Source organism: Pandoraea sp. XY-2 (assembly GCF_004193915.1).
GTDB lineage: Bacteria > Pseudomonadota > Gammaproteobacteria > Burkholderiales > Burkholderiaceae > Pandoraea > Pandoraea cepalis.
Genome location: NZ_CP030849.1, coordinates 1,121,108 through 1,134,638, shown reverse-complemented (window position 1 = coordinate 1,134,638; position 13,531 = coordinate 1,121,108). Strand labels below are relative to the sequence as shown.

The window sequence follows — 13,531 nt, the reverse complement described above, 5'->3', positions numbered from 1 at the left end:
AAATTTCGTTCTTTGACTACATCCCCCACGTCGGGCGACCCACAACGTTCCGGACACCCCATGACCCAGTCTTCGCAAAATGTACCGCTGCATCCGGTGGTTGAGCGCGTGACCCAGCGACTGATCGAGCGCAGCCGTTCAAGCCGTCAGGCCTATCTGGAGGGCGTGGCCCGCGCCACGCAGGGGCAGCCCGGTCGCGAATCGATCGGCTGCGCCAATCTCGCGCACGCGCTGGCCGCCGCCCCCGCCGACGACCGCATCAAGATCCGCACCGAGCGCACGCCGAATATCGGCATCGTCACGGCCTACAACGACATGTTGTCGGCGCACGCCCCGTTCGTTGAGTTCCCCGACGTCATCAAGTCCGCAGCACGGGCGCATGGTGCCAGCGCACAGGTGGCCGGTGGCGTGCCCGCAATGTGCGATGGCGTAACGCAGGGTTATGCGGGCATGGAACTCTCGTTGTTCTCGCGCGATGTGATCGCGATGGCCTCGGTCGTGGCGCTCTCTCACCAGATGTTCGACGCCGCCATGTTCCTCGGCGTGTGTGACAAGATCGTGCCGGGGCTGGTCATCGCCGCTCAGGCGTTTGGCCATCTGCCCGCCGTTTTCACCCCGGCGGGCCCGATGCCCTCCGGGCTGCCCAACGACGAGAAGTCGCGCATCCGGCAGGAGTATGCCGCGGGCCGCGTCACGCGCGCGGCGCTGCTCGACTCCGAACTCGCCGCGTATCACACCGAAGGCACCTGCACGTTCTACGGCACCGCCAACAGCAATCAGATGCTCATGGAGTTCATGGGGCTGCACTTGCCCGGCGCGTCGTTCGTCAATCCGCATACGCCGCTGCGTCACGCGCTCACGCAGGCGGCCACGGCGCGCGCCGTGGCGCTGGCGAAGACCGGTATCAACACGTCGCATATCCTCGATGAGCGAGCGTTCGTCAACGGCGTCGTCGGCCTGCTGGCCACGGGCGGCTCGACCAACCACACGCTGCATCTGGTGGCGATGGCACATGCGGGCGGCATTCTGTTGGACTGGCAGGACTTCGCCGAGCTGTCGGACGTCACACCGCTGCTCGCTCACGTCTACCCGAACGGCAAGGCGGATGTGAACCAGTTCCATGCGGCGGGTGGCCTGAACTTCCTGATTCGCGAGTTGCTCGACGCCGGCTTTCTGCACGATGACGTGACCACGGTCATGGGTCACGGTCTTCGCCCATACACGCAGGAAGCCGTGCTGCACGACGACGTGCTCTCCTGGCAGGACGCCCCCAACGACAGTCTCGACGAGGGCATCGTGCGCCCGGCATCGCGGCCGTTTGCGCGCGAAGGCGGCTTGCGCATGCTCGCGGGCAACCTGGGACGCGCGGTCATCAAGTCATCCGCCGTCAAGCCGGAACATCAGACGGTACGCGCTCCGGCGCGCGTGTTCTCCGATCAGGAGAGTGCGCAAGCGGCGTTCAAGGCGGGAGAACTGACGCGCGATGTCGTCGTCGTGGTGCGTTTCCAGGGCCCGCAGGCCAACGGCATGCCGGAGTTGCACAAGCTCATGCCGATGCTCGGCCTCCTGCAGGACGAAGGCCATCATGTGGCGCTCGTGACTGACGGGCGAATGTCCGGAGCGTCGGGCAAGGTGCCCGCCGCCATTCACCTGTCGCCGGAAGCGGAGCAAGGCGGCATGCTCGCGCGTGTGCAGGATGGCGACATCATCACGATCGATTGCGAGAGGAACCTGCTGCACTGCGAAGTCGACGACGCCACGCTCGCCGCGCGTGCCGCGGCCCCGGTACCGCAACGGCCGTTCGATCCGTGGCGCAACGTGTTCCGCCTATTCCGGCGCAATGTCGGTACCGCGCCGCATGGCGCGTGCGTGCTGTTCGACGACTCGGAGTATCCGAAGCACTCGTGACCGGCAGGCGCATCGCCCTGCCGGGGCAAGGGCACGGGACGAAGGGGCAACGCGTCAGGCCGTCCTGACGCCGGAGGCGCCCCCAAGGCCGGTCATGCGCCGGAAGGTTTGATGTTCTGGTTGCAACGGAACAGGTTCTGCGGGTCGTAGCGGGTCTTCACCGCGACAAGACGATCGTAGTTCGGGCCATAGGCCGCGCCGATTCGCTCAGCCTCGTCCTGCGTCAGGAAGTTCACGTACACGCTGCCCAGTGCAAAAGGCGCAGCCGATTCGAAGAACGCGCGCGCCCAGGCGACGCATCGATCATCGTCGCTCGCCTCGGTCCAGCGGGCGTGCACATTCATGACATATTGCGCATCGCGGCTTGAATAGGCCGTGGCCTCGACCGGAACCCGACCGGTTTGTCCCCCGATCTGCCCGAAGAAGATTTCGCATTGCGGCGAGGGAAGATGGCCGACGGCGTCGATCAGCACGTCGAGCAGACCATCCGATATCTCGGCCAGATTGTGGGATTTCCAGTAATTGCGCGCACCGGCGGTGAGCAGCGGATCGAACGCCTGTTGCCACATGGCATACGGCATCGGCCCGAGATGCTCTCCATAGGGGGTGCCGAACGTGCGTACCGCCTCGACGGCTGCCGGACCGTCGGCGAGTGCACCGTGATAGCAAATCGCAAAGGCCACAATCGGTTTGCCGTGAACGTCTGCCCGCAGGAATGGCAGCGGTGGCGCGAGGCGCAGCACGGCCCAGACCGACAGGTCATCGGGCATCGTGTCAAATGCCGCACGATATTTCACGAGCGCCGGCTTTGCCTGGTCCAACGGCAATACGACGAGCCCGCCGTAGACCTGCGGGCCCACCGGGTGCAATCGGAACTCGAACATGGTGACCACCCCGAAGTTGCCGCCACCGCCACGAATTGCCCAGAACAGATCCTCATGATGATTCGCATCGGCATGAACCAGTTCGCCGTCTGCCGTGACGATATCCACGGACACCAGATTGTCGACCGTCATTCCGTATTTGCGACTCAGCCAGCCGAATCCGCCGCCAAGCGTCAGCCCGGAAACACCGGTGGTTGAATTGATCCCGAGAGGTGTCGCCAGCCCGAACGCCTGCGCTTCATGGTCGAAAGCGCCAAGCGTCGCGCCCGGTTCGACGTACGCGCGACGCGTCGCCGGATCGACGCGTACAGACGTCATGGGCGACAGGTCGATCATCAGCCCGTCGTCGCAGACGGCGCTGCCCGCGATGTTATGCGCACCGCCGCGAACGGCGAGCCGAAGTGGGTGATCGCGCGCGAAGGCCACCGCGCGGCGGACATCGGCAACGCCCTTGCAGCGCACGATTGCCGCCGGGCGGCGGTCGATCATGGCGTTCCACAGACGGCGTGCGTCGTCAAAACCGGGATCGGCCGGCAGCAGCACTTGCCCTCTCGTGCCGGCCTTGAGATCCGCGATCGCATCGCTGGACAAATTGACCATGAGACACCTCCTGGCGGGCAAACGACGCGCGATTACGCGTGACGCGGTGCATCAACCGGCGGTGTCCCGTCGTGAAATAGCGTACGCAGTTGCGAACGCAGCTCGGCGGAATCGGTATGTCCGTGAACCGTAATGGCGTGTTGCACAGCCGCCTCCATCAGTTCGTTTTCGGAATCTGCGGATAGCGCCACGGAACAGTTCATTGCGCTCGGGAATTCCCGGCAATCGATGAATTTGCGGGTCATGATGGTCTCCTCACACGAGAGCGTGATGTGGGGTAAATGACCGCGCCTGATGCCACGCGACGTCTGCAGGGCGCGATTTCACCTTCTGCGGATGGCAAACAAAATCATTCTGAAAGTATAGGTCGCGGGTGGCGAAACTTCGCTAGCTCAACGGTGACGTTGAGCGTGCCGAATCACGAGGGCTCATCCAAACGTCGTTTGAAGGCCAGCGGCAATCCTCTCGCCGCTGGCGTGGCGTGTCACGCCGAGGCCCGAGCGCTCACTGCCACCCGAACCGACGCGCGAACATGCCTTTCATCATTTGCGTGAGCACGGCATAGGCAAGCAGGATGGCCGCGAGCATCGGGAAGTACGCAAGCGGCAATGCCTGCATCTTGAACGTGTCCGCGAACGGCGACATCGGCAGCATCACGCCGATCAGCATCACCGCGGCCGTCATCATCAGCAACGGCCATGCCGCGCGGCTCTGCACGAACGGAATGCGACGCGTGCGGATCAAGTGCACGATGAGCGTCTGCGACAGCAGCCCCTCGACGAACCAGGCGGACTGGAACAGCGTTTGATGCTCGGCGCTGTTGGCGCCGAACCAATGCCACATCGCCACGAACGTCAGTACGTCGAAAATCGAACTGATCGGGCCGAAGAACACCATGAAGCGCGACAGATCCGCCGGATTCCAGCGCTGGGGTTTCGTGAGCTGTTCGTCGTCGACGTTGTCGAACGGAATGGTCGTCTGCGACAGATCGTAGAGCAGGTTCTGCGTGAGCAACTGCAACGGCAGCATCGGCAGGAACGGCAGGAAAGCACTCGCGATCAGCACCGAGAAGACATTGCCGAAGTTCGAACTGGCCGTCATCTTGATGTACTTGAGCATGTTCGCGAACGTGCGACGCCCCTCGATCACGCCCTGCTCCAGCACCATCAGGCTCTTTTCCAGCAGGATCAGGTCGGCCGCTTCCTTGGCGATGTCCACCGCCGTGTCCACCGAAATGCCGATGTCGGCCGCGCGCAAGGCCGGTGCATCGTTGATGCCGTCGCCCATGAAGCCGACGACATGACCGTTCGCGCGCAACAGGCGCACCAGGCGCTCCTTGTGTGACGGCGTGAGCTTCGCGAATACGTTGGCGCGTTCGACCGTGTGCGCCAGTTCGGCGTCGCTCATCGCCTCGATGTCGTCGCCCAGCACACAGCCGTTCACCGCCAGCCCCACTTCGCGGCAGACCTTCGCCGTCACGAGATCGTTGTCGCCCGTGAGCACCTTGACCTGGACACCCGCCGCCGCGAGCGCCTTGAGCGCCGGCGCCGTCGACTCCTTGGGCGGATCGAGAAACGCGATATACCCGACGAGCACGAGTTCGCTCTCGTCCGCAATGCCATAGCGGTCGCGCACCGGCGGCAAGTGGCGCGTTGCCACGGCCACCACGCGCAGACCTTCGGCATTCAGGTCGGCCGTGACGCGACGCAGGCGGGCCAGCACATCGGGCGTGAGCGGCTCGACGTTCGCACCATGCTGCACGCGATTGCACACGGCCATCACCTCCTCCACCGCGCCCTTGCAGATCAGTTCGTGATGATCGCCGTTCTCGCTGACCACCACCGACATGCGACGGCGCTGGAAGTCGAACGGGATCTCGTCGATCTTGCGATACCGGTTCACGATGTCGAGATGCTGGTGCAGCTCCGCATGATCGAGCACCGCCACGTCGAGCAGGTTCTTCAGGCCGGTCTGGTAGAAGCTGTTGAGATAGGCATACTCGAGCACGTCTTCCGATGCATGGCCCCACACATCGGTATGACGCTCGAGACAGATCCTGTCCTGCGTGAGCGTGCCGGTCTTGTCGGTGCACAGCACATCCATCGCGCCGAAGTTCTGGATCGCGTCGAGCCGCTTGACGATCACCTTCTTGCGCGAGAGCACGACCGCGCCCTTGGCAAGCGTGGCCGTCACGATCATCGGCAGCATTTCAGGCGTGAGTCCCACCGCCACCGAAAGCGCGAACAGCGACGCCTCGAGCCAGTCGTGCTTCGTGAAGCCGTTGATCAGGAGCACGATGGGCGTCATGACCAGCATGAAGCGAATCAGCACCCACGACACACGATTCACGCCCTGTTGGAACGACGTCACCGTCGGTTGCTGCGCCGTGACACGCTGCGCGAGCGAGCCGAAGAACGTGCGCGCCCCCGTCGCCACGACGACAGCCGTGGCCGACCCGCTCACGACGTTCGTGCCCATGAACGCGAGGTTGTCGTAGGCGAGCGGATTGCTGCCGCCGGACTCGCAAGCGTGCGCGAATTTTTCGACGGGCAGTGCCTCGCCGGTGAGCGCCGATTGCGAGACGAACAGATCCTTGGCCGCGAGAATGCGCACGTCCGCCGGAATCATATCGCCCGCCGCGAGCAGAACAATGTCGCCCGGCACCAGTTCGGCCAACGCGATTTCACGGCCCATGCGCCCCAAACGCCGCACGTTGTCGGCCTCCGCGCCCTCATGGCCGAACGCTTCGCGACGCAGCACCGTCGCCGTCGTGCTCACCATGGCCTTGAGCTTTTCGGCGGCCTTGGTCGAGCGCGCCTCCTGCACAAATCGCAACACCGTGGAAATGATCACCATCGACGCGATGATGATCGTTCCCTCGGTGTCGTCGGTCGCGTACGACACAGCGGCCAGTGCCGAGAGCAGCAGGTTGAACGGATTGCGGTAGCAGTTGAACAGGTGCCGCCACCAGGGCAACGGCTTTTCGTGCTCGACTTCGTTGACGCCGGCGTGGGCCCGCACGGTGGCGGCCTCGTCATCCGACAGACCGTCGCGCGTCGTGTGCAGACGGGCGAGCAGATCCGGGCCGGCGTCGCGGGCGGCGTCGAGCAGACCTGGCGGTGCCTCGTGGCCATGCGCTGGCGCATCGAGGGTTTCGAGCATGTCGCGGCGGCGGAAGAAGCGCAGGCCAAGGCGCGCGCCAAGCACCGCAATCAGTCGCTCGCTGAACGTGAGAGCTTGTTGCATCGGATACATCCTGAAAATACGGTTGATATCGCCGGGCACCGGCCAGTCGCCGATGCCTGGGGACCGTTATCGCGCAGGCTCAGCCCGCGCGTCCGGTCGGTGCGTTGCGACGCACGAGCGCCAGCAGCCACTGTCCGAGTCGCGCACTCGCGCCCGGGCGCGCCGTGACAGCGGCGTCTTCGGCATGTGGGGCGACGTGATAGTGATGCAGGCACTCGGTGGGCAGCATCAGGGCTTGCGGATTGCCTCCGCGAAGGGTCATGGAGTAACGGAACACGATGATTCTCCCGGCCGCGCGGCAATCGGCCCGGCGCGCACGAGAGGCTCGCATTTCATCACCGGCGCCCACGGCAAACGGCCTGAAAACGAACCCCTGCGCGCCACGGGACAGCCCGAACGGCAGATGTAAAGCAAATTAGGGAGCGTGCTACGAAAGACGGACGCTATCGGTATGGCCCAAGAAAACCCTTCGGCGCGGCGGCCAAGGGCATTGGACATTCGATGCGTACATCAGAGGTGCGCGCCAACCCGGCTATGCGAGTTAGCGGCAGGGAAGATCCCGGGGACTAACTCGCGGTGAGGGTGTCGACCTGCGCCGACCGGCAACTACCACTAGAACTACTGTCCACGGAAGGACCTCCTGAGAGCTATGACGGCGCGATTTTACCCCCGAGTGCGTCGAAAGAAAAGTGACAATTCACCGTGTTACAAAATGATGACGAATGCAACTTTCCAGCGGGAAGCGGCTCAGTCAGAATCTGTCATGTTTTCGTCACAAACCGCCCGCCGGCGGCCGTCGAGGCACCGGCACCGCACGCAACCCGGTGGCGTGCCGGGCGACCGGCCTGGCCTGTTCGTGCTTCCTGCTTTCTGCTTCCTGCCCCCGGACTTCATGGATTCAATCAACCGCGCCCTGTTCCTGGCCGTCAATGCCTCGCCCAATGTCAGTGAAGGCGAACTGGCCATCGCCGTTCTCCTCGCCAAATACCTGATCCTGCTGCTCCCGGTGGGCCTGACCCTCCTGTGGTTCGCTGGCGGTCGCGACCGCGAGGGGCCGTGCACGGTCTGCTGGGCGTGGCGCTCGCGCTACTGATCAACGGTGCGATCGGTCTGGCCTGGTTCGAACCGCGGCCGTTCGTCGTCGGTCTCGGCACGAACCTGCTCCCGCATGCGCCGACGAGTGCCTTCCCCAGCAATCACGCGTCGATCCTGTTCACGTCGGCGTTCGTTCTGATGGGCACGCTCGCGCGCTCGCCGCGCCTGCTCGGCCGGCTCCTGCTGCTATGCGCCCTGCCCGTGTGCTGGGCGCGCGTCTACCTTGGCGTGCACTGGCCGCTCGATATGGTCGGTGCGCTGGCGGTGTCGATCGTAGTGGCGCTCATCATGCACACCGCGAGTGCGCGCGAGACGAGTCGTATCGTCGCGGCTATCCTCGAAGCCCTCTATCGCCGCTTGATGGCGTGGCCGATTGCGCGCGGCTGGCTGCGTCGCTGAGCCGGCGGACTTGGGAAACGACGGGAACTGCGGAATTGCGGACCTGCGGGAAGCGGTGGAAGCGCCAGGGGGGGTGACGAACGGGCAGGAACGATAGGGAGACTTGGGAGACTCGGGAGACCCGAATCTCCCAGTACGGCGTCGGAGACGGGGGATCAGCGGTGGTATTCGCCGGCGGCTTCGGGCTGGTAATCGATGCCGAGCAATGTCAGCGCGATCTGGTGGCCGCCCGGCACCTGCCACTGAATCGACTGGCCAACGCGCAAGCCGAGCAACGCGCTACCGACCGGCGCGAGCACCGAAATGCCGCTCGGCGTGCTCGCCAGATGTTGCGGATACACAAGCGTGACGCGATGTTCCTGCTGCGCGGCGAGATCACGATAGCGCACCACCGAGTTCATCGTGGCGATGTCGGCCGGCATCTGCTCCGGTTCGACGACGCTCGCCCGGGCAAGCTCTGTTTCGAGTGCCTCCACATACGGCAATGCCGCGCGGGGCGCCTGGGCCATGAGCGCTTCGAGGCGTTCGAGGTCGAGCGTGGAGACAGTGATCGAGGGGCGTTGCGAATGGACGGTGAACATGTCGGCGGGCCTGTTTTTCCTTGATGTTGAGGGAGTGGCCTTCAATCTAACAGAAGCCCCGCGCGGCGAGAAGTCCCGGACTTGACCGCCATCCGCTAGAATCGACGCATTAGGCACACAAAGTCGAAGTCATGTCCGAACACACTACCAATGCCGCGCTCTTCGAGCGCGCCCAGCAGACCATCCCCGGCGGCGTGAACTCGCCGGTGCGCGCCTTCCGCTCGGTCGGCGGCACGCCGCGCTTCATCGCCCGCGCCCAAGGCCCTTATATGTGGGACGCCGAAGGCACGCGCTACATCGACTACATCGGCTCGTGGGGCCCGATGATCGTCGGCCACCTGCATCCCGACGTCGTCGCTGCCGTGCACGCCGCGATGTCGCAAGGCTTCAGCTTCGGCGCGCCCACTGAAGCCGAAGTCGTGATGGCCGAAACCCTCAGCGCTCTCGTGCCGTCCATCGAGCAGGTGCGCCTGGTGTCCTCGGGCACCGAGGCGACGATGAGCGCACTGCGCCTGGCGCGCGGCTTCACCGGCCGCAACAAGATCGTCAAGTTCGAGGGCTGTTATCACGGCCATGCCGACAGCTTGCTCGTGAAGGCCGGCTCGGGCCTGCTCACGTTCGCCGATTCGACGCGCAACGCGCCGTCGTCGGCCGGCGTGCCGCCCGAAGTCACGCGCGACACGCTCGTGCTCGAGTACAACAACGTCGAACAGCTTCGCGAACTGTTCGCGGACCAAGGCGGCGAGATCGCGGCCGTGATCGTCGAGCCGGTGGCCGGCAACATGAACCTCGTGCGCGGCTCGCGTCACTTCCTGCAGACGCTGCGCGAGCTGTGCACCGCCCATGGCGCCGTGCTCATCTTCGACGAGGTGATGTGCGGGTTCCGCGTCGGGTTGGGCGGCGCGCAAGCGCTCTACGGCATTACGGCCGACCTCACCTGCCTGGGCAAGGTCATCGGCGGCGGCATGCCCGCCGCGGCGTTCGGCGGGCGCCGCGACATCATGTCGCATCTGGCGCCGCTGGGCGGCGTCTATCAGGCCGGCACGCTCTCCGGAAATCCGCTGGCCGTGGCCGCCGGGCTCGCCACGCTCAAGCTGATTCAGGCGCCGGGCTTCTACGAGGATCTGGCCAAGCGCACATCGAAGCTCGTCACGGGGCTCGTCGACGCCGCCCAGACGGCTGGCGTGCCTTTCTCGGGCGACAGCGTCGGCGGCATGTTCGGTCTGTACTTCCGCGCCAACGTGCCGCAGAGCTTCGCCGAAGTGACAACGTCCGACGTGGCCCGATTCAACAAGTTTTTCCATGCGATGCTCGATCGCGGCGTGTATCTCGCGCCGAGCGCCTTCGAAGCGGGCTTCGTCTCTGCCACGCACGACGACGCGATCATCGACGCCACGCTCGACGCTGCCCGCGACGCGTTTCGTGCCATCGCGTGATCGTTGTCGGTCACGTGTCTGCCTTCGGCCGGGTTTCGCACACGTAGCGAATCGGCCCGTCTGACCCTCACAGGGAGAAACATCATGCAAGTGTCGTTGCCGACAAAGCTTCGCCAGTCGTTCGTGCGCTGGCTGGCGCTGGGGTTGCTCACCTCGTTGCTGTCCGCCTGCGGATACAACCAGATTCAGGTCAAGGACGAAGCGGTCAAGGCCGCCTGGAGCGAGGTCGTCAACCAGTACCAGCGACGTGCCGACCTGGTGCCGAATCTGGTGAACACGGTCAAGGGCTACGCCACGCACGAGCAAACGACGCTCACCGAGGTGATCAACGCCCGCGCGAAGGCCACGAGCATCACGGTCACGCCGGAGACGCTCAACGACCCCGAGGCGTTCAAGCGCTTCCAGCAAGCGCAGGGTGAACTGTCCGGCGCACTCTCGCGCCTGATGGCTGTCTCGGAGAACTATCCGAACCTGAAGGCCGATGGCCTGTTCCGTGATCTGCAATCGCAGCTCGAAGGCACGGAAAACCGCATCACCGTGGCGCGCAATCGCTACATCCAGGCGGTGCAGGACTACAACGTGTATGTGCGCCAGTTCCCGAACAATCTGACGGCGAAGATGTTCGGCTACGGGCCGAAGCCGAACTTCACGGTCGAGAACGAAAAGGCCATTTCGACCGCGCCGGCCGTCAAGTTCTGAGGATCGGATCATGGCTGCCGTCTCCGCGGACTACAAGGTGTCGCCAGAGGGCCGCGGGATGCTGACGCGCCGTCCGGTGACGGACGACGCGCGCTCGCGTTGGTTGCATCGGGGACCGACGCTTTGGGCGATGTTGGCGCTGGCGTTGGCGTGTCTGGCGTCGCTGGCGTTGCCCGCCAGCGCAGAGGATCTCGTGGCCGTGCCCGCGCTCACCGCGCGCGTGACCGACCTGACCAGCACGCTCACGCCCGAGCAGCGCAACGCGCTCGAGACACAGCTCGCACAATACGAGCAACAACGCGGCAGCCAAATTTTCGTTCTGATGGTGCCGAGTACGGCTCCCGAGACGATCGACCAGTACAGCATTCGCGTGGCCGATGCCTGGAAGGCCGGCCGCAAGGGCGTGGACGACGGCGTGATCGTGCTCATCGCCAAGAACAATCCGAACGACCTGCGCAAAATGCGCATTGAAGTCGGACGCGGGGTACAAGGCTCGCTGACCGATGCCATCTCCGGGCGAATCCTGCGCGACGTGATGGCCCCCCATTTCCGCAGCGGCGACTTCTTCGGCGGTCTGGCCGCCGGCGTCGCGGCGGTCGAGGCGGCGATGAACAACGAGGCGCTGCCCGCCCCGAATTTGCCGTCGACGCGCGCGCCGCACTCGGATCTGTCCGACTTCCTGCCGCTGCTCTTCATCGTCTTCATCATCGGGATGGTCGTCCTCATGGAAAGCCGCAGGCGGTTCCAAGGACCCGGTCTGCCCGGCGTGAGCCCCACCGACCCGCGTTCGCGCGTGCTCACCGGCCAACGTGGGCGTATCGGTGCCGGGGGGTTCGGTGCCGGTCTCGGCGCCGGCTTGGGCGGCGGCTTGGGCGGCTGGGGACGCAACGACGGCGGCGGATTCGATGGCGGCGGCGGGGGCAGTTTCGGCGGTGGCGGTGGGGGTGGATTCGACGGCGGCGGTTCGTCAGGGAACTGGTGATGGCGATGGCAAACGAAGCAATCGCAACGCAACACAAGACGCACGATATCTCGCGCTGGCTGCGGCATTTGGGCACCTGGCGAGCGCACGCCCGGTGGCTCTTCCCCGACAAGGCGCTCGATGCCCTCGAAGCCGCGATCCGCGATTCCGAGAAAGAACACCGCTGCGAGATCCGCCTCGTGATCGAAGCGGCCATGCCGCTCGCTGCCGTATGGCACGGGCATACCTGCCGTCAACGCGCCGTTCACTTGTTCCGCCAGCTCGGCGTGGCGCATACGGGCGAGCGCACGGGCATTCTCCTGTACATCAACATCGCCGATCACGATATCGAGCTGATCGCCGACAAGGGCGTCGATGCGCTGGTATCCCCCCGCACGTGGGACACCGTCGTTGCGCAGATGAGCGCCGGGTTTCGTGACGAACGTTATGTCCAGAGCGTGCTCGACGCGCTGAACACCCTGCGCGGCATTGCGCGCGAATTCCTGCCGGCCCATGCCGGCGCGGCGCCGGACAATGCGTTGACCGACCGGCCGCTGATGCTCTGACGCCTCATGTTCTCCGAACAGGATTTCTCTTATATGCGTCGCGCGCTGGCGCTCGCCGAGCGCGCGATGTTCACCACCACGCCGAATCCTCGCGTTGGCTGCGTAATCGTGCAGGACGGACGGATCATCGGCGAAGGCTTCACGCAGCCGGCCGGCCAGGATCACGCCGAAGTGCAGGCCATGAAAGACGCGCGCACGCGCGGCGAGTCCGTGCGTGGCGCCACGGCCTATGTCACGCTCGAACCGTGCAGCCATTACGGCCGCACCCCACCGTGCGCGAAGGGACTCATCGACGCGGGCGTGAAACGCGTGATCGCCGCGATGGAAGATCCGAACCCGCTCGTGGCCGGGCGCGGCCTGAGCCTGCTGCGCGACGCGGGCATCGAAGTGCGCTGCGGACTGCTGGAGCATGAGGCGCGCGAAATGAACATCGGATTCGTCGCCCGCATGACGCGCGGCACGCCGTGGGTCCGCATGAAGGTAGCGGCCAGCCTCGACGGCAAGACCGCCCTGCACAACGGCGTGAGCCAATGGCTGACCGGCCCGGCCGCGCGCGCCGACGGCCACGCGTGGCGGGCGCGCGCGTGCGCCATTCTCACCGGCATCGGCACGGTGCGCGAGGACGATCCGTCGCTCACCGTGCGCGAGGTGGAAACGACACGCCAGCCACTGCGCATTGTCGTCGATTCACGTCTTGAGATTTCCCCGACCGCGAAGGTGCTCGCGAACGGCAACGCGCTCGTGATCTGCGCCAACGGCGATCACGAGCGTGCGTCTCGTCTGCGCGACCTGGGCGTGGAGGTGCTCGACCTGCCCAATACGACCGGCAAGGTCGACCTCTCGGCGCTGCTGCGCGCGCTCGGCGAGCGCCAGCTCAACGAACTCCATGTAGAGGCGGGCTACAAGCTCAACGGCTCACTGCTGCGCGAGCGCTGCGTGGACGAGTTGCTCACCTACCTCGCGCCGTGCATCGTCGGTGACGCGCAAGGCATGTTCCACCTGCCTGCGCTCACGTCGCTCGACGACAAGCTCGCGCTCGAATTCACGGACGTGCGCATGATCGAAGGCGATCTGCGGGTGATGGCTCGCGTCAAACGCGACTGAATCCGCGTGCTGCTGTCGAAAGGGATGCAGGCAGGACAACACAGGGCGTGCC

The 13,531-nt window shown here is 65.2% G+C and carries 13 protein-coding genes; 8 read left to right on the top strand and 5 right to left on the bottom strand.

Annotated features, from left to right (window positions below):
- The first annotated feature begins 60 nt into the window (after positions 1–60).
- Positions 61–1,908 carry a phosphogluconate dehydratase gene (gene edd, locus DRB87_RS05280; protein WP_130025136.1) on the top strand — a complete coding sequence of 616 codons (1,848 nt, stop codon included), beginning with the start codon at positions 61–63 and terminating at the stop codon, positions 1,906–1,908.
- A 92-nt stretch (positions 1,909–2,000) separates the two neighbouring features.
- Here edd and DRB87_RS05275 read toward each other — a convergent pair whose 3' ends face one another.
- The 4 genes from DRB87_RS05275 to DRB87_RS05260 all read right to left on the bottom strand — a co-directional run bounded on the left by DRB87_RS05275 (position 2,001) and on the right by DRB87_RS05260 (position 6,915).
- Complete coding sequence (locus DRB87_RS05275; RefSeq protein WP_130025135.1) at positions 2,001–3,392, bottom strand: FAD-binding oxidoreductase; 1,392 nt, start codon at positions 3,390–3,392, stop codon at positions 2,001–2,003.
- A 32-nt stretch (positions 3,393–3,424) separates the two neighbouring features.
- Positions 3,425–3,637, bottom strand: coding sequence for a DUF1059 domain-containing protein (locus DRB87_RS05270; protein ID WP_130025134.1), 213 nt, complete (start codon positions 3,635–3,637; stop codon positions 3,425–3,427).
- A gap of 259 nt (positions 3,638–3,896) precedes the next feature.
- Positions 3,897–6,638, bottom strand: coding sequence for a magnesium-translocating P-type ATPase (gene mgtA / locus DRB87_RS05265; protein WP_130025133.1), 2,742 nt, complete (start codon positions 6,636–6,638; stop codon positions 3,897–3,899).
- Between the two features lie 79 nt (positions 6,639–6,717).
- On the bottom strand, positions 6,718–6,915 hold the full coding sequence (locus DRB87_RS05260) for a hypothetical protein (protein ID WP_130025132.1): 198 nt from the start codon (positions 6,913–6,915) through the stop codon (positions 6,718–6,720).
- Between the two features lie 486 nt (positions 6,916–7,401).
- Here DRB87_RS05260 and DRB87_RS05255 point away from each other — a divergent pair, with 486 nt between their 5' ends.
- A complete protein-coding gene (locus DRB87_RS05255) occupies positions 7,402–7,731 on the top strand; it encodes a hypothetical protein (protein WP_130025131.1) in 330 nt (109 codons plus the stop codon).
- Positions 7,695–8,132, top strand: a complete 438-nt coding sequence (locus tag DRB87_RS05250) for a phosphatase PAP2 family protein (protein ID WP_165385239.1) — start codon at positions 7,695–7,697, stop codon at positions 8,130–8,132. Before DRB87_RS05255 ends, DRB87_RS05250 begins: the two co-directional genes overlap by 37 nt.
- A gap of 155 nt (positions 8,133–8,287) precedes the next feature.
- Here the strand turns inward: DRB87_RS05250 and rnk are convergent, their stop codons facing one another.
- Positions 8,288–8,713, bottom strand: a complete 426-nt coding sequence (gene rnk, locus DRB87_RS05245; RefSeq protein WP_017235301.1) for a nucleoside diphosphate kinase regulator — start codon at positions 8,711–8,713, stop codon at positions 8,288–8,290.
- Between the two features lie 131 nt (positions 8,714–8,844).
- Between rnk and hemL the strand changes: the two genes are divergently transcribed.
- The 5 genes from hemL to ribD all read left to right on the top strand — a co-directional run bounded on the left by hemL (position 8,845) and on the right by ribD (position 13,479).
- A complete protein-coding gene (hemL, locus tag DRB87_RS05240) occupies positions 8,845–10,149 on the top strand; it encodes a glutamate-1-semialdehyde 2,1-aminomutase (RefSeq protein WP_130025129.1) in 1,305 nt (434 codons plus the stop codon).
- An 84-nt stretch (positions 10,150–10,233) separates the two neighbouring features.
- Positions 10,234–10,848 (top strand): LemA family protein, encoded by a 615-nt coding sequence (locus DRB87_RS05235; RefSeq protein ID WP_130025128.1) that lies wholly within the window; start codon positions 10,234–10,236, stop codon positions 10,846–10,848.
- Positions 10,849–10,978: 130 nt separating this feature from the next.
- Positions 10,979–11,830, top strand: a complete 852-nt coding sequence (locus tag DRB87_RS05230; protein ID WP_130027735.1) for a YgcG family protein — start codon at positions 10,979–10,981, stop codon at positions 11,828–11,830.
- Positions 11,831–11,835: 5 nt separating this feature from the next.
- Complete coding sequence (locus DRB87_RS05225) at positions 11,836–12,375, top strand: TPM domain-containing protein (RefSeq protein ID WP_165385238.1); 540 nt, start codon at positions 11,836–11,838, stop codon at positions 12,373–12,375.
- Positions 12,376–12,381: 6 nt separating this feature from the next.
- Entirely contained in the window at positions 12,382–13,479 is a 1,098-nt protein-coding gene (gene ribD / locus DRB87_RS05220) for a bifunctional diaminohydroxyphosphoribosylaminopyrimidine deaminase/5-amino-6-(5-phosphoribosylamino)uracil reductase RibD (RefSeq protein ID WP_130025126.1), read from the top strand.
- Positions 13,480–13,531: the final 52 nt, after the last annotated feature.

Bases quoted from the DNA above. Each gene is read 5' to 3' on its own strand.
- edd (WP_130025136.1), top strand. From the start codon at position 61: ATGACCCAGTCTTCGCAAAATGTACCGCTGCATCCGGTGGTTGAGCGC.
- DRB87_RS05275 (WP_130025135.1), bottom strand. From the start codon at position 3,392: ATGGTCAATTTGTCCAGCGATGCGATCGCGGATCTCAAGGCCGGCACG.
- DRB87_RS05270 (WP_130025134.1), bottom strand. From the start codon at position 3,637: ATGACCCGCAAATTCATCGATTGCCGGGAATTCCCGAGCGCAATGAAC.
- mgtA (WP_130025133.1), bottom strand. From the start codon at position 6,638: ATGCAACAAGCTCTCACGTTCAGCGAGCGACTGATTGCGGTGCTTGGC.
- DRB87_RS05255 (WP_130025131.1), top strand. From the start codon at position 7,402: ATGTTTTCGTCACAAACCGCCCGCCGGCGGCCGTCGAGGCACCGGCAC.
- rnk (WP_017235301.1), bottom strand. From the start codon at position 8,713: ATGTTCACCGTCCATTCGCAACGCCCCTCGATCACTGTCTCCACGCTC.
- hemL (WP_130025129.1), top strand. From the start codon at position 8,845: ATGTCCGAACACACTACCAATGCCGCGCTCTTCGAGCGCGCCCAGCAG.
- DRB87_RS05235 (WP_130025128.1), top strand. From the start codon at position 10,234: ATGCAAGTGTCGTTGCCGACAAAGCTTCGCCAGTCGTTCGTGCGCTGG.
- DRB87_RS05230 (WP_130027735.1), top strand. From the start codon at position 10,979: ATGTTGGCGCTGGCGTTGGCGTGTCTGGCGTCGCTGGCGTTGCCCGCC.
- DRB87_RS05225 (WP_165385238.1), top strand. From the start codon at position 11,836: ATGGCAAACGAAGCAATCGCAACGCAACACAAGACGCACGATATCTCG.
- ribD (WP_130025126.1), top strand. From the start codon at position 12,382: ATGTTCTCCGAACAGGATTTCTCTTATATGCGTCGCGCGCTGGCGCTC.